The 23,779-nt window shown below is 41.0% G+C and carries 17 protein-coding genes and 3 tRNA genes; 4 read left to right on the top strand and 16 right to left on the bottom strand.

All coding sequences use genetic code 11. The annotated features are described in order from the left end of the window. Positions 1–75 precede the first annotated feature (75 nt). The 14 genes from BLR37_RS10080 to BLR37_RS10015 all read right to left on the bottom strand — a co-directional run bounded on the left by BLR37_RS10080 (position 76) and on the right by BLR37_RS10015 (position 17,848). Positions 76–1,320 (bottom strand): exo-beta-N-acetylmuramidase NamZ family protein, encoded by a 1,245-nt coding sequence (locus BLR37_RS10080; RefSeq protein ID WP_090768023.1) that lies wholly within the window; start codon positions 1,318–1,320, stop codon positions 76–78. 955 nt (positions 1,321–2,275) lie between these two features. Beyond that, entirely contained in the window at positions 2,276–3,184 is a 909-nt protein-coding gene (locus BLR37_RS10075; RefSeq protein ID WP_090768020.1) for a PorP/SprF family type IX secretion system membrane protein, read from the bottom strand. Between the two features lie 9 nt (positions 3,185–3,193). Further along, positions 3,194–7,597, bottom strand: a complete 4,404-nt coding sequence (locus tag BLR37_RS10070; protein WP_090768017.1) for a polysaccharide lyase family 8 super-sandwich domain-containing protein — start codon at positions 7,595–7,597, stop codon at positions 3,194–3,196. Between the two features lie 429 nt (positions 7,598–8,026). Then, positions 8,027–8,100, bottom strand: a tRNA-Pro gene (locus tag BLR37_RS10065). 54 nt (positions 8,101–8,154) lie between these two features. Continuing rightward, a tRNA-Pro gene (locus BLR37_RS10060) sits at positions 8,155–8,228 on the bottom strand. Between the two features lie 532 nt (positions 8,229–8,760). Beyond that, positions 8,761–10,611 (bottom strand): M60 family metallopeptidase, encoded by a 1,851-nt coding sequence (locus BLR37_RS10055; protein WP_090768014.1) that lies wholly within the window; start codon positions 10,609–10,611, stop codon positions 8,761–8,763. A gap of 600 nt (positions 10,612–11,211) precedes the next feature. Beyond that, on the bottom strand, positions 11,212–11,703 hold the full coding sequence (locus BLR37_RS10050; RefSeq protein WP_090768011.1) for a cupin domain-containing protein: 492 nt from the start codon (positions 11,701–11,703) through the stop codon (positions 11,212–11,214). Between the two features lie 2 nt (positions 11,704–11,705). Further along, complete coding sequence (locus BLR37_RS10045; RefSeq protein ID WP_090768008.1) at positions 11,706–12,770, bottom strand: alpha/beta hydrolase; 1,065 nt, start codon at positions 12,768–12,770, stop codon at positions 11,706–11,708. 7 nt (positions 12,771–12,777) lie between these two features. Then, entirely contained in the window at positions 12,778–13,503 is a 726-nt protein-coding gene (locus BLR37_RS10040; RefSeq protein ID WP_090768006.1) for a carboxymuconolactone decarboxylase family protein, read from the bottom strand. An 18-nt stretch (positions 13,504–13,521) separates the two neighbouring features. Next, the gene (locus BLR37_RS10035; RefSeq protein ID WP_090768003.1) at positions 13,522–14,148 is read right to left on the bottom strand and encodes a flavodoxin; all 627 of its coding nucleotides are present in this window, start codon (positions 14,146–14,148) and stop codon (positions 13,522–13,524) included. Between the two features lie 79 nt (positions 14,149–14,227). Further along, positions 14,228–15,319 carry an alpha/beta hydrolase gene (locus BLR37_RS10030; RefSeq protein ID WP_090768001.1) on the bottom strand — a complete coding sequence of 364 codons (1,092 nt, stop codon included), beginning with the start codon at positions 15,317–15,319 and terminating at the stop codon, positions 14,228–14,230. Between the two features lie 157 nt (positions 15,320–15,476). After that, complete coding sequence (locus tag BLR37_RS10025; RefSeq protein WP_090767998.1) at positions 15,477–15,950, bottom strand: nuclear transport factor 2 family protein; 474 nt, start codon at positions 15,948–15,950, stop codon at positions 15,477–15,479. Between the two features lie 46 nt (positions 15,951–15,996). Next, positions 15,997–16,980, bottom strand: a complete 984-nt coding sequence (locus tag BLR37_RS10020) for an aldo/keto reductase (protein ID WP_090767995.1) — start codon at positions 16,978–16,980, stop codon at positions 15,997–15,999. A gap of 16 nt (positions 16,981–16,996) precedes the next feature. Beyond that, positions 16,997–17,848, bottom strand: a complete 852-nt coding sequence (locus BLR37_RS10015) for an aldo/keto reductase (protein ID WP_090767992.1) — start codon at positions 17,846–17,848, stop codon at positions 16,997–16,999. Between the two features lie 183 nt (positions 17,849–18,031). On the opposite strand from BLR37_RS10015, the gene BLR37_RS10010 reads away from it, so the two are divergent. Then, complete coding sequence (locus BLR37_RS10010; protein ID WP_090767988.1) at positions 18,032–18,928, top strand: helix-turn-helix domain-containing protein; 897 nt, start codon at positions 18,032–18,034, stop codon at positions 18,926–18,928. A 389-nt stretch (positions 18,929–19,317) separates the two neighbouring features. Here BLR37_RS10010 and BLR37_RS10005 read toward each other — a convergent pair. Together BLR37_RS10005 and BLR37_RS10000 are read right to left on the bottom strand one after the other, a co-directional pair. Continuing rightward, a tRNA-Ser gene (locus tag BLR37_RS10005) sits at positions 19,318–19,404 on the bottom strand. 82 nt (positions 19,405–19,486) lie between these two features. Next, positions 19,487–21,493 carry an HD family phosphohydrolase gene (locus BLR37_RS10000; RefSeq protein ID WP_090767986.1) on the bottom strand — a complete coding sequence of 669 codons (2,007 nt, stop codon included), beginning with the start codon at positions 21,491–21,493 and terminating at the stop codon, positions 19,487–19,489. 191 nt (positions 21,494–21,684) lie between these two features. Here BLR37_RS10000 and BLR37_RS09995 point away from each other — a divergent pair, with 191 nt between their 5' ends. The 3 genes from BLR37_RS09995 to BLR37_RS09985 are packed head-to-tail and all read left to right on the top strand — an operon-like array spanning position 21,685 to position 23,238. After that, positions 21,685–22,542, top strand: a complete 858-nt coding sequence (locus BLR37_RS09995; RefSeq protein WP_039471684.1) for an SPFH domain-containing protein — start codon at positions 21,685–21,687, stop codon at positions 22,540–22,542. Between the two features lie 4 nt (positions 22,543–22,546). Continuing rightward, on the top strand, positions 22,547–23,068 hold the full coding sequence (locus tag BLR37_RS09990) for a hypothetical protein (protein ID WP_090767982.1): 522 nt from the start codon (positions 22,547–22,549) through the stop codon (positions 23,066–23,068). A 2-nt stretch (positions 23,069–23,070) separates the two neighbouring features. Continuing rightward, a complete protein-coding gene (locus BLR37_RS09985; RefSeq protein WP_082018483.1) occupies positions 23,071–23,238 on the top strand; it encodes a type II toxin-antitoxin system antitoxin in 168 nt (55 codons plus the stop codon). Positions 23,239–23,779: the final 541 nt, after the last annotated feature.

The following is a 23,779-nucleotide window of genomic DNA, read 5'->3' as shown; positions in this document are numbered from 1 at the left end:
TCAGCTGATAAAAAAAGCGGCCAGTGCCGCTTTTTTTTATGTTTTTAATCCGGAGTTGCTCAACTTAAGAATACATCATTTCCCTCCAGACTCAGGGTAGAGCAGGTATTTTTTACGGATACTTTTAAATTGCTGTAGGCCTGGCTCCCAGCTTTTTCTGATTTCTGATTCCGGTACTCCGGCAATAATCTGCTTTCTCAGGCTATCGGTCCCGATCCGGAGATCAAAAGGTGATACGCCTGTATTCCCTCTTTCGGCACCAAAAAAGTGTGCTTTATCCGGATAGGCCTTATAGAGTTCAATGACCCAGGATAAGTTAATTTTACCTGCTTTGCGTAGCTCGCTGATATCGTATTTACGTAAATCAATTCCATAGCATGTTGTATCTCTGTGGTTTGGCCGCTCGCTCATTCCGGGAATACTCACTGGTTTATAAGAAAAGCTGTATTTACCTTTTAATGCGGGCGCGCCTAATATAGTAAAGGGCATATACGTTCCGCGACCTTCATTAATAGCTGTTCCTTCAAACATGCAAAGGCTTGGAAATAACAAAACGGCCTGTTGGGTATTCAGATTCGGTGAGGGGTGAACAGTCAACTCATAGTTCATACCGTGATTATAGCCTGCAACAGGAATAATCTTAATCTTACACGGCTTCTTCAGGTAACCTTCCCCATTCAAGTAAGCAGCAAACTCGCCAATAGTCATGCCGTGTGCCATGGGGATATAGTGGATGCCTATGGCCGATTTATATTTATCTTCGGTCATCACCGGCCCGTCAACTATATTCCCATTAGGATTGGGTCGGTCCAGAATGAGTAGCTCTTTATTGTTTTCTGCGCAGGCTTCCATCACATATTGTAAAGTATTGATATTGGTATAGTAACGGCATCCAACATCCTGTATATCAAACACCATAAGATCAATATTTTCCAGCTGCGCTTTTGTTGGCTTTTCATTCCGCCCGTACAAAGAGATGATGGGAATGCCGGTTTTGGCATCCACTTCGTTTGCTACTACGGCACCATTGCTGGCCTTGCCCCTAAAGCCATGTTCAGGGCCAAAAACTTTTACGATTTTAATACCAAGGCTTAATAAACTGTCTACACTGCTCTTATCTCCTATAATGGAGGTCTGGTTTGCTACAAGGCCAATTCTTTTTCCTTTCAGATAAGGCAGGTACTTTTCGGTTTGGTTGGCGCCGGTAATGATAGCAGATTGATTAGCGCTAGTGGGCCTTGGTGCTATTGGCTGCGCTGTTGATTTGATCAGGCCGGCTTCGAGCAATAAAAAAATGAGCGTAAATGTTAATCTTATCATCTTGTGAATTTCAGAATTTCCTGTAGTAAAGTTATCCAATTATCAAAAATATGACCTAAAATACGAAACTTTGGAAATTCTAATAAAAGAGCAAGCCTGTTTTACGCTTGATGTACAAGGCTTTCTGGTTTTAAAAAGAAATCCTGTCTGAGCTGCAGTAGCCGGTAAAAGCTTATCTAATGTTTGAACGGCTTGATACTGCACTTCTTCAATAAAAGATTTAGTTCAGCGTGGTATATTTTAAAAGTGGCTTTAAACAGAAGAGACCAGCATCCACTGGTCTGTTCCTTGTCATCCAAATATCCCCTATCTGCTTAAAATAGAGAATGGTCTTTATCGGCGTTTAATTGAAAAGAATTCTTTATTGTTAAAAAACAATAAGAGTGAGATCAAAACATGATACTTAGGCATCTTTTCATTTATCTAAGCCATTCATCTTTGAAAAATGGAAAAGGCTGACATCCACCAACCTTTTCCTTCATTAACTACATTTCACATTTTCAAAAATGAGAAAGACCTTATTGCTTAGTTAACAATTTTCAAAACAAGGTCACACCTAATTGCTGAGCTTGAATGGGCATAAAAAAACGTTAACTGAAAAATTACACCTGAAGGATCTGATCCTTCAGGACCTTCTTCCATCAAAGAATTCTTGGTTCAGAAGAATTAAATCGATTTAATTCTCGTCTTGTCAGGCCGTAGCCTATGGTTAAAAACCAAAAGACAGCAAAACAGGCTGAACAAGCCCCGAACCATTAAATGAGGATATTCAAGAGAAAATTACAGGTAAAATCATGTGATTTGCACTACAAAACCTGGCTGGCTAAATTAACCTGCTTGTTGCAAATAATATGCGTTGAGAAAGTACCTTAAATGTGCTGATAAGGCAATTAAAGAACTGTAAAATGATAACATGCCAATGCATGGGTACACTGGCATGTTGTAGTTAATATATCTATCGAAGGTTTAGCCTGATATTCACTTCAAAATCGCCGCCGGTATAGCCGCTGATAGCAGATGTGGCCGTATTGTAATATGCCATGAAATACAAGGTAGATTTATAGTTGGTACCTAAACCTATAGTGGCATTCTGTGTATTGTGGTACATGGCCATCAGGTACAGCCTGTCATCGGCCAGGCTGGCGTTTAAGCCTGCATCCCACAAATTCTGGTAGTTTTTGATGCCCCTGAATACAGCTTTGGGCTCCAGGCTAATGGCATTTATATCTGAACTCAGGTTAAATTTGTAACTCACCGCCGAGTAAAAAGTGGGTTTATCGGCAAAGTTTAAATCGTCTTTCCTGAACAAAGCGCGCATGTTGGGCAGCGCACCTTCGATGCTTAAGTTCTTTGAAGTGTAGGATATACCAAAATCACCATCAAGGTAATAGCCCCTGTCATTAAAGCGGGCAATGGCGGGGTCGTTTATATCGCTGTTGCTTACACTGCTTAAATCGAGCCTGTCCTGATTGGCGCCGAAAGAGATACCAAAGTTTAATTGCTGCCCGTTATTGCTCAAGGGCAGGTGATATGCAAAAGTACCAACAGCTTTTGTTCGCTGAATGCCACCCGATTTTTCATTGCAGATGTTTAGCCCCCACCCCACATGATCCAGTTGCTGATCGAGCGTGATACCCTGCGTAAGCGGCGCACCTGGAATATTTGACCATTGCTTGCGGAAGCTAGCGTTTATGTTGAAGCCTTCGTTTATTCCAGCCATTGAAGGATTTACCAGGTAACGGTTTTGAAAATACTGTGCATTTAATGGAAGAATTTGCGCATTTAAAACACCCGCAAATGCCAGGTTTACCACTACCAGAAGCACCCTGAAATACATTTTCTTAATGTGATTTAAAATTTTCATGCTGGCGGACTAGTTTCTGATGATACTGATAAAACCTTTGATTATACTCGCCTGACTACCCAAATCGATAATATAATAATAAGTGCCTTCATTAAGCGGATTTCCATTAATTGTTCCATCCCAATCATTGGCATATTGTTGTTTGGTGTAGACAACACGTCCTGCTTTATCAAATATTTTTAGCTTGTTATTGGGGTAATGATCAATGTTCTTAATAATAAATTTATCATTATATCCATCGCTATTAGGTGTTAAAACATTATTCGCCTCAATTTTATAATCTTCGATTACCGTAATCAGAATAGTCTGATCGCTTACACAACCACTTGCATTGGTCGCCGTTACTTTATAGGTGCCACTCTGCGTTGGTTTAATGGTAATTGCTGGCGTTATTTGCCCACCAATAATATTTGCGCCCGACCAGCGGTATTGCTCTCCTCCGGTAGCAGTAAGTATTAAAATATCACCCTTTTGCACAAAAGTGCCTTTATTACTATGAATTGAAACCACAGGCAAACTATTTACGGTTACGGTAACTGCCTCGCTTTGTTTCTGGTTAGTATTTACATCGGCAACATTAATTAAACGGTAGCTAAAAGTGCCGGGAGTTTCTGTTGGTACTTTAATCGTAGCTGTTATACCGTTCGAAGTCATCGTTTGGCTGCTACCATCGTTAATAGTGTAGGTAAAAGTGTAAGGGGCAGTACCATTTGCTCCGGTAAATGTAATTGTTGGGGCGACACTGTTTAAACAAACAGCAGCGTTCCCCGAAATACTCGCTGTAGGTAAGGCATTAACAACAACAGTTGCCGAACCGCTTTGCAGCTGATTACAGTTTGCATCGGCCACACTAACCAGGTTGTAAACAAAAGAACCGGTAGTATTGGTAGATACAGAAACTGTAGCGGTATTTCCGGTAGCGGTTATGGTTTTATTTGCCGAACCATTAACATTATAGGTGAAGGTATAAGGTGCTGTACCACTTGACCCCGTAAAGACAATGGTTGGAGCAGTACTATTTTGCGATACTGTTGCCGACCCTGAAATACTTGCAGCAGGCAAAGCATTAACCGTAACTGTGGCTGATCCGCTTTGTAATTGTTCGCTGCTTGCATCTTTTACTTTACTTAAGGTATAGGTAAATTTTCCCGCCAAATTGGTAAGAACAGGCACTGTTACCGAAACTTCTGTATCTTTTGTACTTACTGTTTGGCTGCTACCACCATTAACAGCATAGGTAAAGGTGTAAGGGGCAGTACCATTTGCCCCGGTAAATGTAATTGCCGGAGTTGCGCTATTTAAACAAACAGCAGCGTTCCCTGAAATACCCGCTGTAGGTAAGGCATTAACAACAATAGTTGCTGAACCGCTTTGCAGCTGATTACAGTTTGCATCGGCCACACTAACCAGGTTGTACACAAAAGAACCGGTAGTATTGGTAGGTGCAGAAACTGTAGCGGTATTTCCGGTAGCGGTTATGGTTTGGTTTGCCGCACCGTTAACATTATAGGTAAAGGTATAAGGTGCTGTACCACTTGACCCTGTAAAGGTAATGGTTGGAGCAGCGCTATTTTGTGATACTGTTGCCGAACCTGAAATACTTGCAGCAGGCAAAGCATTAACTGTAACTGTGGCAGATCCGCTTTGTACTTGTTCGCTGTTTGAATCTTTTACTTTACTTAAGGTATAGGTAAATTTTCCGGCCAAATTGGTAGGAACAGGCACTGTTACCGAAACTTCTGTATCTTTTGTGCTTACCGTTTGGCTGCTACCGTCATTAACAGTGTAAGTAAAAGTGTAAGGGGCAGTACCATTTGCCCCGGTAAATGTAATTGCCGGTGTTGCACTATTTAAACAAGCAGACGTTGTTCCCGTTATTGTTGCCTCCGGAATATTTACTGGTGGTGTTTCTGCTTTCACCAATTCTGTTTGTATTGTTTTTCCGTTTATAGTACTAAAAACAAGCTCAGTTTCATCGCCATTAACAGTTAACGCAACATCGGCAGTTGCTGCTGCCAGCTTCCATTTGCCAGATAAATTAAGTTTTACAGGCATTACCTTAGGTGCTCTGTAAAAGAAATCGGCAATACGCTCTACCTGAGCACCCGTTACCACTTCTCCGTTATTAAGTAAACCCAAATCCGGATTGGTAAGACTAACCTTCAGGTTATTCCCCTGGTTAATTGCCTGTGTTATTACCACACAGGGTTTATCTACTTTTTTAACTGCATTTTGGGTAAAAACAGCTGTAGCATCAAATATGGCATAATTATAAGTATTGTCTTCTACAAATTTTACCACATGGGCTTTGTTATCTTGTTGCAAAACATCGAAATAACTTGCAAAGTTGCTTGCTAAATCTTGCGTTCCGGCGGTATTACCTTGCATAACAATGGCATAACGGTAACTGCCATTGGCAGGTGCTACACCATGGTTAAGGTAAGCTTTTGCATAATCTCCCTGTGTATTAGTGGTATTTCCGACATCCCTCGATGTTTGCGTACTGCGTGCTATAACAATCTGGTTATTATTATATTCGCTTGCAGGTATAACATAGCCGTTCCCCACAGCATCGGTTGCCCACAAACTGCCATTTGTCTGGCTAAATGTATCACTTAAGCCAACGCGCGGAGTTCCATTTATAAGCGTTGGCGCAACAGCTGACGTAAGTGCTGTTTGAAACAGCGTTGTATGAATGGCTTTTGTACCACCTGTATGCTTTATACCTGTACCTAAACAGAGAATTTTATCTTTGTAAAAAAAACTGGTTTTGTATGCACTTAAACCTTTAGGTGAAGAATTGATATCTTTATAATCCATGGCAAAAACACCATAATTATTTAAAGTAGCATGAGCTAAAAATCGCCTGTCGTTAAATTCTTTTGGTGTTCCTATAGCCAGTTCATCAAATGTTACATTTTCTCCTGTTACGCCTGGAACATGTACCCAATCCCAGCCATTTATTCCCAATCCGTTGGCTGCCCTGTTTTTTGGATTGCCTACAGTAAGCAATTCCATTGCACCAGATGATTGGTATCGCCCCAATAGATTCTCAGTTGCGTTAGCTTCATAATTGAGAATATATTGGCTGAGACCACTAACGCTGGCCTGGTAACCATTATATTTGTGTATATTTAATCCTGCATAAGGGAATCCAAAATGACCTGTTATTGGGCTTGCCTGTGTAACAGCTGCGTTGTTTGCCAGGTTTACGACTATTTCGCCTAGCATAAGTTCTGTATTTGCATTATAATCGTAACCTGCACCAGGGAGGGCATATATTCGTTTAAATTCTTTTCCTGCATCCTGGTTGTTATTGGGATCGGTTGCGTATAACAAAGCAAAGAAATATCTAAAAGCTAAAGCAACTGATGTTGAGCCCGGGAACCTGCCCGTTAAGCTACGTGGCATATCAAAATCGGCACATATTTTAGGATAAACCATCAGGCAGTTTTTGATATTTTGTTGCGCCTGTGCATCTAACTCGTATGGTGTTGATTTGAGGATATAATTAATAAGTATAGCATTTGAAGTAGCAAAGCCGCCATAGGAATAAGGATATGGCCTTTGGTGATGATAGGTAATAAAATCTGGTTTAATAAAATCAGACCAACCCGTACCAATCAGGCAGGCATTATTGGTAAATTGTTTAAAATAATCCATATTAGCCACTTTATCCGTCGCATTATCATTCTGTGCCAATATATAACAAAGCCTGCTTTGAACTAACGAGCGTACCACATCTGCATTATACCCGGGATGCGCAAATGGAGGAGGAAACGGGCTTTGCGGACCTAAAAACTTGGTGTAACCATTTAGCGTAGCCATATGATAATCGAACTCTCCGGCAGCAGTCAACTCTTCTTTCATTAAAAAAATACACCGTGAAAATGGAATGCTACGTAGCCCAAAGTCTGAGTTGTTAATATTAAGAACCTGTTTTCCCGGATCTGCTTTAAATGTAAAATCAGAAGTACTACTTACACCTTTAACTTTAATGTAGCCAAATATTTTTAAAATAAGTACCTTTAGCTCAGGGCTATGGTATTTTGGATTTGAAGGATTACCATTTACAATTGGTCCTTTTAAATGATAGGCAACTACCAATGGATACAGGTAATTATTAGTCAACCGGTAAAGCGCTATATCATCTGCATCGTTTACCAAATCCCATTTAGGACCGGGATTATTGAGATCGTAGGCAGTACCCACATTGTTTTGGGCATTGGTAGCGGCAGACAGGTAACGATTGTAATGGTCGCGTACCTGGTTATTAGAATAGGAAGTTATTGCCCCATCGGTAATAAAATTGAAGTATTTGATTTTGATGGCATTGATTTCGCTAAGCTGAGCCTTTAAGCCATGGCAGAGCAATAAAATGAATGCAAAGAAACAGAGACATTTTTTTAACATGTTTGCAGGACTAGTTCTAGTATGATTGGTTTATAACCTACCAATTCACACACTATGCCAGCTTTTTAAATGAAATGTTCAAACATGAGTTATCAATCAAAAATGCCCAAACAACATGAATACAGCTATAAAATATTCGCAATAAAGTCTTTGTTTTAGTTTCCAAATGCCAGGGCGATTTCTCATTGCATTAGATTCGGGGAAATTATTCTACATTTTGCGGAATAATTTCTACACTTTAGAAAATATCCCAGATCGGCCTTAATATTATTCGAGGCTAAGTTTGAGGTGAGATATCCTGAAAAAGAATGATAAACGGCTTATTCTGGCTAAAAATTTCAATTTACCCATCGCCAATGGGATAAAAATAAAAAACCCTCTAATCAATTGATTTAGAGGGTTTTTAGCGGATTTTGAATCCTTGTTTCGTCGGGATGGCAGGATTCGAACCTACGACCTCCACATCCCAAATGTGGCGCGATACCGGGCTACGCTACATCCCGAACTTTGGTATCGATCTTTTTTTAATCCTGTTGTAAAGTGGATTGAACTTTTAGTCGGGATGGCAGGATTCGAACCTACGACCTCCACATCCCAAATGTGGCGCGATACCGGGCTACGCTACATCCCGAACTTTGGTATCACCTTTTTGACCTTATTTCTAAGGGTTGGCAAAGATAAGGAATTTATTGGGTATTTCCATTTTTTACCATTTTTTTTTTATTTTAACGGCTAAGGGAGTCAAACTCCTTAACGTTATTTAAATGCTATAATGCAAAGTAGTATAACTGCTGTACATCTTTTTTAAAGAACTATTCCGTTTCAACAGCGGCAAAGGTATATATAAATCTGAAGTTTGCAAGGGGCGCCACAGCACTTTTTTAAATTAGCACGATAATCACCTAATTGTCAACGAGATTATTTTACATTTAAAATCTACAACAGATAACAATTAGCATATATTCAATTCATATTAGAAATTATGGATATGCAACACTAAATTACTGGGCTTGAAAAGGCATAAGCGCACTGTGAATGGGTATACACTTTTAGTATAGAGCCTTATCCGAAAAAAGAAAGGAGATGAGGTTTACCCCCCATCCCCTTCTCGTAAATTAATGCATTTGCAAATATTTTTCTCTTATGCAGGCTACATATACCCTTTATTGTTTTACCAGTTTAAATTTCTGATTATTGGAACTACCAGCAGTGTATATTTCAACCTTGGTTCCATTAGCAGTACCAGAACCAGCTATATCCAGATTTTTACCAGGCGCATTTGTTGGTTCCAAAGTAAAATTACCACCGGCAACAGGCGTAATTTTCCACTCCTGAGCACTTGCCCCGGTGTTTTGCCATATTTCTATCTGTGTACCATTGGAAGTAGCGGCACCCCTTACATTTAATACTTTGGCCGTATCTGCCTCCGATTGGATATAATATTTGCCAGGTGTGCTGCTTCTCTTCAACCGCCATACCTGATTATTGGTAGTAGGGTTATTATTGCTCCAAAGTGAAACAATAGCACCATTTGTGGTATTTGAACCATTAAGATCGAGCAGGCTGCTATTATTTACTAATGATATGATTTTATAACGGGCACCATTCTCAATACCGGCAGTATTTTCATCTGTTAAAGTAGTTGGGTCGACAGTTGGCGCCGGTAAATTAAGCGCAGCAATTTCGTCGTAAACACTTTGAGCTACCGGCAATGCCCACTTCCTGAAAAAATAGCTCAGGTCTTTACCAGAAATATTACAGGCTTTTAGCATAAAATAGCGCATCCTTACTGCGTTATTGGCCGGATCATCGGTATTGCCAAAAGCAGGTTTTTCTATACGCGACTGCTTGTGCAGGTTAATGTAAAACGAATCGCCAAAGGCCAGCCAGAGTTGATGGAACATCATTAAACGTACAAATGGATCATTAATCGTACCACTGGTTGCATTAAAATTTTTATTGGGATCGGTACTCGCCAGGTAACTAAGCGCGTTGTTGGTAATGCTCCCTTTAAGCCGGTTAACGCCATTGCCACCAATGGCCCGTTCGGCTGCAAGCGTGTAAATATTTACGGTAACCTCACCCAGTCCGCTCCAGGTCCATGCAGGTTGCTGGTGCATATGCCCTATTTCATGCCATGCGCCCCACCCACTGTTAACAATCGTAGCGGCACTTATTCCTTCGTCTATAAATCCAGGCGCAAAAAACACCCTGTACCAGGTTGCAACTCCCCAAATACCGGGCTTATTGCTTTCTACACCAAGTATTTTGTGCACAGGCGGCACATGATCGGGCGTTGAGCCGTCAAAACCAGAGATATAGTTTTCTCCCTGGTTAATGCCAATATCAATTTTTTGCAAAACAAAATTAACATCTGTTTCAGTCATATTTGCAGCCCTGGTGCGGGTCCACACCAAATACACATTATCATTAATCAGCAAGGCATCTGGTGCCTGACTATAGCTGGCCAATTGGGCTGCCCAATCGGTGGTTTGATTTTTGAAGAAGACCGGTACCCTTACCGCACCGCTCTTAATGGTGATGCGTACTTTAGCTGTTGGTGTACCTGCTGTAATATAGCGTATCCACAGCATGCCACCAACATTATCGGTTATGGTGTTAAGTCCGGCAGCGAGTGATACTGTCCGCGGATCTAAACGAGTGGTATCACGCGAATAGGTACCGATCAATAATTTCGGCAGGGTACTACCGGCAAGTTGTGTAACAACCAGTTTTACCGTATCGCCAGGTAATAGATAATAACCCGTTGGCGAAAAATCAGACCATGTTCCCCCCAAACCGGCACGTTTATTTTCATCAAAACCATTTAGTACTTCGTTGAATTCCTGGATGGAGTCTCCAACGCTTAATGGCGTAAGCGAATTTGTAGTCATTCTTGTTGCCACTTTCAAACTGGTTTCTGATGAGGGCTCCGTAATTGGTTTCTTACAGGAAAAGAAGAATAGGTTTGAGGATAGTAATAGTACCATCCATAATAATTGTTTTGTTTTCATATACTGTTCTTGTGTTTAGATATACTAAAAAAATAAAATCAGCTAATAGATGTTGTTTCTTTAAAATTAGATGCCTATTTTTAAACATTATAGCTATATTTTAACCTAAAGCACTCATATTTTGACTTATTTAAACTATAGTATCTAATTATATATAATACAAATTATTAAATACTAAACACAACAACATATAGATTTTATCATACAAATACATTCGGAATTTTCTTGCAAAGAATAAGGGCTCAGTAGTTAAATCGGGCTGTTAGCTTCAGAACCAAAGCATATGTGAAACATTTACCAGGATTGTAATCCTCTAAACCAATCTGTGTAGATTCATTCCGACCAGGGAAATGCTCAATAGCAAACCAAACAACCTGCTAAAGTTATTGTACTGCTGTGCTTGGAAGAGCTGGGCTATGAAAACTGGATTGTTTTCGAATCCGGAGCAATGGGTAAAAATTATAGCAGAGGGCTAGCGAAAATTCAGGAAAATAGGCAACGCTGTTCAACAGCTGTGTAAGCTACGAAGAACATTTTTTTTCAATACGAGTCTTGTACCTGGCATTCGTAATGATTTACATTATGATTAAAAGCTTAAAATTATCTGTCACCGGCCAGATAAACACTATCACTAACAGCTTCCAACCAAACAGTAGGACCTTTTTCTCGTCCGGTAATGGCAACCTGGTAAAATGCAGTATCGGCGCTTGCGCCATGCCAATGAGGAACGTTAGGTGGACATTTGATTACATCACCTTTTCTCAGAATAACTTTCGACCTACCTTTCTCCTGGTAATAGCCCACTCCACCGGTTACCAGCAAGATCTGCCCTGCAGGATGTGAATGCCATTTTGATCGTGCACCGGGTTCAAAGCTCACATTACCAACGTTGTTCTGATTTAAACTATCGCTTTCTATCAGTGGTTGGAGGTAAACCGCGCCGGTAAAATTGTCATTTGTTACCTTTTTGCCTTTCGCAAAAAGACCGCACTCATCGGTATTCGCATCATGGGATACTTTAGCTTCCTGAGTACATGAAAAGAGGGATATGGAACAAATAAGCCCCAAAACTGTCTGTTTTATCTTTTTCATGCTCATAAATTGGTCTGATAAAATTGTACAAGTTTATTCAATGCCTGCGATACATACTCCTGTTTCCAGTAAGTTTGGATATGCGTAGCACCATCTAGAACAAAAAGTTCTTTATTTTTGGCATTGGTAGCTTTTGCAAAAGCCTCATCGGTCATGTATTTTGTATCTGCCTTACTCCCTGCTATCATCAGGAGGGGCTGATTGATGAGATCCATATTTGTAGCAGCATCCCAGGTCATCAGATCAAGCAGACTGCTCATTGTGTATAGGAAAGTGGAGTTAGGATGGGCATGCGTGCGATAATAATACTCATATCCCTCTCTGTACAAATCTGTTTTGGTTTTGGCTATTTCATCATCACTGATGCTGGCCACACCTGCATAAACAATTTTGCCACCAGCTGCTTCCTGGGCACGTGCATCAGAAGCCTGTTTTAAGCGATCCTGAATAGTGTTGAGCTGCGCGTTTTGAAAGCCGTTTCTCCTCACCTCACCTGAATTAAACATACTTAAGGTGGCTACAGCTTTGAAGCGCTTGTCGGATTGTGCTGCTTTTAGCGAGTAGCCTCCACCACCACATATACCCAATCCCCCTAAACGGTTGGCATCAACACCAGCATAACTAGTGATGTAATCTGCCATACCATGAACATCTTCAACCCGGCTTGCAGGTTTATCGGTATGGCGGGGAAATCCTCCGCTAGCCCCTTGGTAGGCTGCATCTGCTGCAATGGTAATATAACCGGCTTCTGCCAAATGCTGCGCATATAACCCCGCAGTCTGCTCCTTAATCCCGCCATTGGGATGGGCTACCACTACCGCTGGATAGTGTTTTAAGGAGTCATAGCCAGCTGGGGTATATACGTTGGCCGCAATTTCTATCCCATTGAGCTTGTATTTAACAGGATGTATATTTACCTTACCTTTTTCATTTTTAACAATAGCACCTTCGTACACCAAAGTAAATGGATTTTGTGCCTTTGCTACCGTTTGCCCGTTTATATCTGTTGCAGCCACAGATGAGATTAACAGCGCTGCTATTGTTTTTATGCTTTTGTTTGTTTTCATATCAATTTCACTTTTTATTTTCCAACACTTCCTGCAAAACTTTTCTTGCCGCATTCGATTCTTTGCGACCAATATTTTGCTTAACAAGACCTAAAAATTCATGCAGTTGATCTGCCGTAAAACCAAGATTCAGGCAGATATTCAGGTGCGACTTTAACATGGGTTCAACCCCACCAATACTTGCCAGCACAGAAATTGTCACCAGTTCTCTTTCTGCAAAAGTCAGCACATCGCGTTCAAACAAATCGGCGAAAAGATGCTCTTTCAAAAACACTTCTATTTCTGGTGCAAATGCCGCGTACCCGGTTTTTGGTTCTTTTTCAGGAATACCTGTAAGCTGTTGCAGGTTCTTTTTGCCCCTTTCATATTTAGTTTCTTTACTTTCAGTTTTTGATGCCTCTGGTCCAGTTTGATCTACAATGCCCTTGCTTTTACGCTGGTCTACCACAGTCATCAGTGTCTGAAGCGCTCTTAAACTTCTAGGGAAACCACAATAAGCATACAAATGAACCAATGTTTCCCTGGCCTGGTTGATGGTCAAACCGTTATCCAGGCCTGTATTCAGGGTCCGCTCCAATTTAGCCAGATCACCCTTTGCAGCTACAACTGCGATATTGATCAGACGCTGCTGCTTTAAACTAAGCGCGGTGTTTTTAACAATATCCTTTGCATAAACTATTGTATTCATGATAAGCATGGCCAGCAACGGAATTTTATACATTAATCTTTTCATCCTAATTTCTTTTATTTCTCATTTAGCAAAGCCAATGCGATCTAACCATTTAACCACCTCATTTTCTGCTTCCACTGCCCTACTACCTGCAATCATCAGTAACTTGCCATCACGTTCAGATCCACCCTTCATGGTAAACCCTTCCATTACTTTGCTGCCGGGACAAAGCTCCTTCACCTGATCAAAACTACTGCCTATACCATAGCCACCATTGGTATTGAACGGAATAACCTGCTTTCCTTTTAGCTTGTAACTATTTAAGAAACTTTTCATGGGTGGCGGGAGCTGCATCCCCCAGGTGGGGAAACCGATGAATATTGTATCATAGCTTGCTATGCTATCGATTTTTGTCTTTAACGGAGGTAAAAAGCCGGATTCATTTTCACGCGCTACCTGGTCAACAGTTTGCCGGTAATTTTCCGGATAAGGTTTCTCTAATTCGAGTGCAATGAGCTTGCCTCCTGTATGCTTCCCGATCATCTGCGCAATCGCTTTGGTGTTTCCGGTACGCGAGAGGTAAACAATCAGAACCTTTTGATCTGGATTTATCGGTTTATCAATAGTCCGGTCCTGTGCGCTGGTACAACCGGCAAACAAGACAATGAACATGTTCATCGCCACAAAGTATAATAATTTGCTTTTCATCTGTGTCTGATATCTGATTACAAATTTCGACAAGATAAGCGGCTATAAAGTAGACAGATTACCGAAAAGACTACCCGTATTACCTATCCAAACCTTTTTTCCTTAGCCAGGCCGACAATACATCGGCTACTTCAAGGTTATTCAGATCAGCAAAAGGAAAGTGGGTATTGCCTTTGATCCCAATCTCTGGCAGGTGAACCACCTGGGCATCGCCGCCGTGTTTATTGATGGTTTTTACCCAAAGCCTGGCCATTTCAAGCCCCGAACGCCAGTGATCCTGGTTCCACACTGAGGTGGGTGAAGCCGCGATGTTATCGCCATAGTAGATTACAATCGGCATCCTGGTAAGCTTTTTAAAATCTTCCATCGAAATTTCAGTTCCTTTCAGCGCACCAAAAAGCCCCGTTGAAGCAATGGGTGAAGGCAATTCCCCTTCAGGAAATACAAATCCGCTGTATGGTTCATAGGCAACTATTGCTTTTACCTTATCGTTTTTTATTCCCGTTAACCAGCCGGGACCGCCTCCCTGCGAATGGGTGACCAGAATACCGCCATCAATTTTATCCAAAAGTGCTGAAACTGATTCGCTTATTACAGAAGCATCAAACGTACCCGTATTTGGGGTCATTTGCCTGTAGAACTGCTCCAGAGATGCAGCATCTTGAGGAAACTGAACGCCAGGGAAATACTGTGGATAATTGCCAATGCGGAACTGCGTAAACCAGAACTGTTCATCAGCAGTTGGCGTGACAGTTGCGGCAACCATACTTTTTCCGGCTTCACCACGGCGGGGCTGATCCAGCAGATAAACCCCGAACCCACGCCTCAAGAATATGTTCTGAAAACCCTCCCGACCGTCTGGCGTGGTCTCCCAGGTCTTTTTGGATTGCCCGGCCCCGTGAAGGAAAACCAGCGAATACCTGTGCGCCTTAACAGGGAGCTGATAAAAAACATAGGCATGGTCTCCATGAAAAGTCTGCCCATCCGGCTTGAGTGCATTTTTAATATCGAATACACCTTGCGTTAAATTCACTTTGCCACCAATTGCAAAACTTCCCTGCTCAGCAATCATTAATGGCTTACCAGTTTTCTGCTGCTGGCCACTTACCCGAAGTGAACTAAGCGAAAGTAAAACTGCTGTTAGTATTATCTCTGGTCTAATCTTAATCATACTACCTATGTTTTTATCGGGCCAATCGGATAAGCCCAGCTTTATTATTTCTTATAAGTGATCCGGTAGATTACACCTGCAAAGTCATCCGAAACCAGCATTAAACCATTTTCCAACACCAAAACATCTACCGGGCAAAAAGGTTTTCTAACAAGGTTTAACGTGGACTACCTGGCGTATTGATCTTGGTAAAAGAAAGCGAACCCAGTTTCCATCTCTTGTTCTCTCTGATGTAAACCTCCGTCACAATAAATAGATTGGTCACCTCGTTTCCGCCTACAACAGCCAACAAGGTGATATTATTCAATAAGATAGCCGTATTATCGATAATGTTTACACTTGCAGAATGGATATCGGCTTTTTTGTAATGAATACCGCCCGACTTGATTATGTTTACTTCCTGTGCTTTCCCCCAGCTCCCACCCATGTGTACGAATACAGATTTATCATCAAACAGGACGGCCAGTGAATCTGCATTTTTATCTGCCATCCAATCCCATTTCTTTTTCGATAGGTCTAATACTTCCTGCTCAGCTTTAGAAGGCGTAGATGTGCGACCTCCCGGCGCCTGGGCATAGGAAAGTACAGAGGTAAGTACCAGCAATAATGCCCCGGTAATAGTTTTTCTCATGTGGTTTTTAATTTAGGTGGGTATAGATTGATTTAAATATTATCATTTATTTGCCAACGCGTTTCTGTAGATCAGCAGGATAACGTTCTCCCTGCACATCAATACCGGATAATGCTTCTGCTATCACCGCGAGTTCTGTTTCTGAAAGGTGAACCTGGGCTCCAAGGACATTTTCTTCTAACCTGGCAATTTTTGTAGTTCCCGGAATTGGCGCAATCCATGGCTTCTGTGCCAGCAGCCAGGCCAAAGAGATCTGTGCAGGAGTAGCATTGTTCTTTTCAGCTAGCTGACGAACGGCATCAACAAGCACCTGATTGGCTTTGCGGTTGTCTTGAGAAAATCGGGGCACAACATTTCTGAAATCGGTAGTATCAAACTTAGTATGTTCGTCAATAGCACCCGTAAGAAATCCTTTTCCCAGCGGGCTAAATGGAACAAAACCAATTCCCAACTCTTTCAGTAATGGAATGATCTCCTTTTCAGGTTCTCTGAAAAACAAAGAGTATTCACTCTGTAATGCTGCCACAGGCTGCACTGCATGTGCCTTACGGATACTATCCACACCTGCTTCTGACAATCCCCAGTGCCTGATCTTTCCTTCCTTAATCAAATCTTGTACGGTACCTGCTACATCTTCCATCGGCACATTGGGATCAACCCGGTGCTGATAGAAAAGATCAATATAATCGGTATTTAAATACCTCAAAGCATTTTCAGCAACCTGCCTGATCCTTTCAGGACGACTGTCGACACCTTTAGAGGCATCGCCGTCCAGAAAACCAAACTTCGTTGCAATGACAACCTGCTGCCTGAACGAACCAACAGCTTTACCAAGCAACTTTTCGTTACCACCCTGGCTATAGGCTTCTGCAGTATCGAAAAAGGTAACGCCCAGTTCATAGGCGCGTCTGATGAGGCTAATCGCGTCTTTTTCATCTGTAGCCGGGCCATAACCAAACGTCAGTCCCATGCAACCTAAACCTAATGCTGATACTTCAAGTCCGCCATTTCCCAATATTCTTTTTTCCATAACTCAATTTTTATCCTTAGTCGTTTAATTTTCTTTCTCCCAACCATTTTACCATCCCCGGATCACGGTGATCAAAAAAGCTGCTTGCTTTGGTATCCAATGCCTGGATAGCAGCCATGTCTTCGACACTTAGCTTGAAATCAAAAATATTGAAGTTCTCAGCCATACGGTTTTTGTTCACTGTTTTAGGGATGGCAACCACACCTCGTTGTACTAGCCAGCGAAGTATGACCTGGGCAACAGATTTCCCATGTTCTTTTGAAATGGCTATCAACAGTTCATCGTTAAATATATTATTTTTTCCTTCGGCAAACGGTCCCCAGGACTCGATTTGCACTTGCTGCTCCTTCAAAAATTTCTGGGCTTCGAGCTGCTGATGAAAAGGATGAGTTTCGATCTGGTTAACTGCCGGAACAACCTGGTTGTGGATAATCAGATCTATTAGCCTATCAGGTTGGAAATTGCTTACACCTATTGCCCGTACTTTACCTTGCTTATAAAGTTCTTCCATTGCGCGCCACTCTCCATATACATCTCCAAAAGGTTGATGGATCAGGTATAGGTCAAGATAATCCAGTTGTAACTTTTCCAGTGACTGGTTAAATGCTTTTATGGTTCCATCGTATCCGTTTGACTGAATCCATAACTTAGTGGTAACGAACAACTCTTCCCGTTTGACCCCACTACGTTTGATAGCCTTTCCAACAGCCTCTTCATTCCTATATGAAGCAGCTGTATCAATTAAGCGGTACCCTGTTTCAATTGCATCCATCACACTCCGTTCACATTCGGCCAGGTCTGTTACCTGAAATACTCCGAATCCCAGCAGTGGCATTTCTATTCCATTATTTAATTTTACTGTTTCCATTTTTTGATATTTAAAAACAAGCTGACAATCAAAGCATTGTTTTTTACTTCAACAAATATCCGACCGATGGGCACCATCAGGTGTAGACAGATTCCTGCTTTTACTACCAATATTCCCGATCGGATAATGCATGCTGTATAAACCAACGATTAATGTTTATTTTTGATTCATAAACAACAGGTTATGGAAAAGGAATTTCACTTTAAGTCAATTGCAGAATACAATGCATTTAATAACCATCAAACCATCCATCCGCTGGTTAGTGTTCTTGATTTCTCGAAAGCAAACAAACGGACCGGGTCTAAGATGTATTTTGATCTGTATTGTGTCTTTTTAAAAGACGTGAAATGTGGTGACCTGAAGTATGGCCGCGAGTACTACGATTATCAGGAAGGTACGCTTGTATTCATTTCTCCCGGACAGATGATTGATGTAGAGAATAAAGTAGACTACTATCAGCCCGTAGGCCATGGCCTGGTTTTCCATCCGGATATGCTATTGGGGACTTCTTTAGGCAAGGCCATTGCCGAGTATAGCTTTTTCAGTTATAACACAAATGAGGCACTTCACCTTTCGCCAAAAGAAAGGGATCTGGTATTGGATCTTTTTTCAAAGATCGATACAGAGCTGCACCAGTCAATAGATAAACATAGCAAGAAGGTTATTGCTTCCAATATCGAATTGCTTTTCAATCATTGCGACCGTTTCTATGACAGGCAGTTCATCACCCGCGAAACGGTGAATAAGGGGGTGATTGATAAATTTGAAAATTTGCTCAACAATTATTTTGAATCTGAGAAGCCATACACCCTTGGATTTCCTTCTGTAGCTTACTGTGCCGATCAACTCCATTTCTCAGCAAAGTATTTTGGCGACCTGATCAAAAAAGAAACAGGTTCTACCGCACAAGAATACATCCAAAATAAAATCATAGATATTGCGAAGAACAAAATATACGGTACCAGGAAAACCGTCAGTGAAATCGCATACGAACTAGGTTTCAAATATCCTCAGCACCTGAACCGTTTGTTCAAACAGCGTGTAGGATTAACTCCAAACGAATTTAGGACGCTTAATTAATGTTTCGTCCAATCAATATTAAATGTATTGAGTTGCCAACTGTGAGTTGAAAATTACTTCCCTTATCGGCTTTATTGTCACAAAACCTCACTCTTTGTAAAATCTTACTGGGTACAGATTAGGACTATATTAAGCAGGATTAATATCCCCCCTTGCATGAATCTATTTATCATATTGGGAATGCAGTATTATTTTGTGGGTATTGATTAATCTGTAAAACACGCTTAAAATACCTTTTAGAGAAAGTGAAAAATGTACAAATTACGGTGATTTTTAATTTGAGTAGCTTAAAAAAAGGAATTTAAATCGTAAAATATTGATTACCAGTTATTTAACAAAATAAAAACCGCATAAAAAAACCCTGCATTGCAGGGTTCATTTTTTTTCAGCGGTGAGGGCGGGATTCGAACCCGCGGTACCGTTACCAGTACGACAGTTTAGCAAACTGTTCCTTTCGGCCTCTCAGGCACCTCACCTTTTCATCCTCTCTTTTTCGCCCTACCGGCGTTGTTTTGAGGTCTGCAAATATAGTAAAACAAGTTATTCTGCAAAAAAAAATTATGATAATTGTTGATAATCTATGCGCACATGATAGATACTCATCAGCATCGTCTTGAATATCAATTTGATAGTTTCAATATCTTTTAACGTTAAATCGCAATCATCAAGCTGATTTTGCTCCAATTTGTAGTTAATTATCCGTTCAACCAGGTCATTTATGTTCTGCGCATCCGGATTTTTCAGACTTCTTGAGGCAGCTTCGACCGAATCTGCCAACATTAACACACCAGTTTCTTTGCTAAAAGGTATCGGTCCGGGGTAGCGAAAAATGTTTTCGTCGACGAATTTTTCGGGCGAATTTTTCAAAAACGACTGATAAAAATAATCGACCCGGGTATTTCCGTGGTGCGTTCTGATAAAATCGATAATCGCTTCCGGAATCTGGTTCTTTCTTAAAATTTCAATTCCTTTATGTACGTGCTGAATAATGATCTGTGCACTCTGCTCATAAGGTAGTTTATCGTGCGGACTCACGGCCGTATTCTGGTTCTCGATAAAATATTGCGGGTTGTCTACCTTACCAATATCATGGTACAGCGCACCTGCCCTTACCAGCACCGAATTACCTCCTATTTTAAATATGGCAGCCTCGGCCAGGTTCGCCACCTGTAACGAGTGTTGGAATGTACCTGGTGCTTTAAAAGCAAGCTCCCTGAGCAGTTTATTATTCGTATTGGTCAGCTCAATCAGCGCCACATCAGATGTGATACCAAAAATACGTTCGAACAGGTAAATTAAAGGATAAGCCAGCAGCGACAACAACACGCTAAATACGAAAGGAATAAAATTAAGCCATTCAATTTCGCGGAACGAGCCCTCACGCAGCAAAGCAATACCTACAAAGGCTACAAAGTAGGCCAGCAAAATAAATAAAGCCGAAACCAAAAAGCGCTCGCGCTTAACAAAGTTTTTAATACTGAAAATAGCCACCATCCCGGCTGTAACCTGGTAAAACACAAATTCGAAGCTATTGGCCACAAAAAATCCTGCTATTAAAATCACCAGCATATGCAGGTAGAGCGCCAAACGCGTATCGAACAGAATCCTGATAATAATCGGCACCACACAGAATGGTATATAATAAAGACTCGGTATTTCTATTTTGATAGCCCAGGTAAGCGCCAGCAGCATGCCTGTGGTAACAATCAGGATTAATGAGAGCTGCCGGTTATCGGCAAAGATATCTTTACGGAACAGGAACAGGAACGACATTAATATGGTAAGGATAAAGCCAACCAGTACCACCTGGCCTAAATAAACCAGTGCCCTGCTCCCTATCGTTTTGGTTTGCGCATCGTAAGTGGCCTTATACGATTCGAGTTTCTGGTAAATCTCTTCGTCTATTACGTCGTTTTTGGCTACTATCAGTTCGCCTTTCTGCACCATCCCCTTCGTGGTAGAAATATTGCTGATGGTATTGTCCTGTATCGTTTTGGTTAAACGTTCATCAAATACAATATTAGGTGTAATGTGATCGATGGCCAAATTGGCTACCAAATCGCCCATTACCGGATTAGGTGCCTTAAAATTAGCTTTAAAAAAATTCAGGGCTGTTTCTGCAGTAAAAACATCCTGCGTATTGTGCTCCTGGGCTACATTATTTTCAACAAGCGAAAAATCGTAATTCTTCTTGCCGGCCTGGTGTTTTACATTTAAGCCTATAATACCTTTCTGATAAATAGATTGCAGCAGTTTATAAGCCGTACTTTTATAAACCTCCCTGCCTTTCTCATCCAGCTGTTTCGATTTCCACTTAATATCAAACTCGTTCGAAAACTCATCAAGCGCATTTGCCGTAATCTCCTTATCAAACTGATACACCGGCAAAATATCCTTTAAAGCATTCTTTTTATCGGCGCTTACCTGTGGGCTAGTTTTTAAAATAGCAAAACTGAAAGGCGAAATCAGGTCTTTATTCTTCCAGACCGCATTTTTTTCAAACTCATACCTGAACCGGGGCTGCTTCGGCAAGAATAGCGTAATGATAAAAACAGTAAATATCATCATCACATATTTAAGGTTGGATGAATATTTACGGTAAAGGATTTTGTGTGAATTTCTCTTGATTTTGGCCAAAACGGTGTAATTATAGTATGTTCAAAATTAACATTTTTATCTCAATATACATTTTACAGATTTTGTTTGCAATTACCGGATTTTATATTTTACTTTATGATATCAAATTAATATCAATCATGTATCAAGAAAAAATCATTAACCCGCCATCAGGCTATTTAACATTCGCCTTATTTGTAGCGCTTTTGGGTGCGGCAATTTTCTGTTTCGTTACCGAAAGTTTTATTTGGGGAGGCTGTATCCTGGCCTTTAATTTCTTTCTGGTTTTACCGGGATTGATTATCAACAACCCCAACGAATCGAAAGTATTAACCCTCTTTGGTAAATATGTAGGTACGGTAAAAACCGACGGCTTTTTTTGGGTAAACCCATTAACCAGCAAAAGAAAAGTTTCTTTACGCGCCAACAACCTAAACGGGCAACAACTAAAAGTAAACGATAAGCTGGGTAACCCGATCGAAATTGCTGCTGTAGTGGTTTGGAAAGTAAATGAAACAGCCAAAGCCATTTTCTCAGTAGAGAATTACATGCAATACGTTAATATCCAGAGCGAAGCTGCAGTGAGGCATTTGGCCAACATTTTTCCTTATGACCATGCTGAGGGCGAAGAAAATACCATTACCTTAAAAGATGGCGCCGAAAAAGTGAGCGAGTTTTTAGAAAACGAATTGAACGAGCGTTTATCAAGAGCAGGTATTGAAGTGTTGGAAGCCCGCATTTCGCACCTGGCCTATGCACCCGAAATTGCCAGTGCCATGTTACAACGCCAGCAGGCTACAGCAGTAATTGCGGCGCGTAAACTTATTGTAGAAGGCGCGGTAGGCATGGTAGAAATGGCTTTAGAAAAATTATCGCAAAAAGGCATTGTTGAGCTTGATGAAGAACGCAAAGCGGCAATGGTGAGCAACCTGCTCGTGGTACTTTGTGGCGACCGCCATGTGCAACCCGTAGTAAACACCGGCACCTTATACAATTAGGATAATGGAATTTGAGGAGAAACAAGGCTTAAAGATCTGGTGGCTATATCTGGTAACAGCAATAACCGTGCTGCCCACTTTACTCATCCTGATCTTTCAAAAAGATGGCGAAGCCCTGCATCAATTTAAAAAAATGTACTACGCCCCTGCTTTTGCCATTCTACTCCCTTTTTTAATTATTTTTTTAATCCAGCAAAACCAGCTAACCTTAAAAATTAACATCGAAGGCATTTCTTTCCGCTATTTCCCCTTTCATTTCAAACCCAGCGTTTACCAATGGACGAGTATTGAAAAGGCTTATATCAGAAAGTACGATGCATTTTCAGAATATGGCGGTTATGGTGTTAAAACCCGCCTTTGGTTTAAATTTAACGATAAGGCGTATATTTTAAATGATAAAAACAGGGGCTTGCAGCTGGAATTTAAAAACGGTAAAAAATTGTTGTTCAGTTCGAATAAAATCGATGAAATGGAAATGTTCCTCATCAATTTAAAAACCAGGTACAACATACAGGCAATACAATAAAGATGGCGGAGAAAGATAAAAAAGCGTTTGTATTAAGAATTAGTCCTGCTTTATTAAAAGAAGTAGAAACCTGGGCTGCCGATGAATTCAGGAGCACTAACGGGCAGATCGAATTTTTACTTACGCAGGCTGTAAAATCGCGAAAGAAAGGCAAGGCGAAAGAAGAATAGAAACTGTTAACTGCAAACTGCCAACTGTTAATTGCAAACTGTTAACTGTTAACTAACCTGGGCGTTCCCTTCCCGATGAAAAATCGGGAAAGGGTCGGGCTTTTCAGGGCTGCGCTGCGCTCCGGTACCGGTTAAAAACCGGCACTAAACCCTTACAATCCCTAACGCAAAAACCCACCGTTCTAGTTCTAAATAAACCTCGCAGGTTTTAAATAACATAAACGCCGAATTAAACCTCGCAGGTTTTAAAAACCTGCGAGGTTTGTCGCACTAGAACCACAGGCTTTGCCCAATAAACCTGATAGAACGGAAAGCCCGGAGCGAAGTATGAGTGAGGACTTGGAGGGATAGCAGGACTACAGGCCGCCATGAACACTGGAACACAGATTTTCAAAAAATATTTACTTACCAAAGAAGTCAAGTTTTATATGCACCACGCTGGTTTAAACTTGACTTCTTTTCAACGCAATTTTATATGCATCATGCCAGTTTAAACTTGACTACTTTTCACCGCAAATTTTATATGCATCCTGCCGGTTTA

It is taken from the genome of Pedobacter soli, assembly GCF_900101435.1.
Classification (GTDB): Bacteria; Bacteroidota; Bacteroidia; order Sphingobacteriales; family Sphingobacteriaceae; genus Pedobacter; species Pedobacter soli.
Note: the sequence above shows the minus strand (reverse complement) of the source record. Positions and strands in the feature narration are given on the sequence as shown.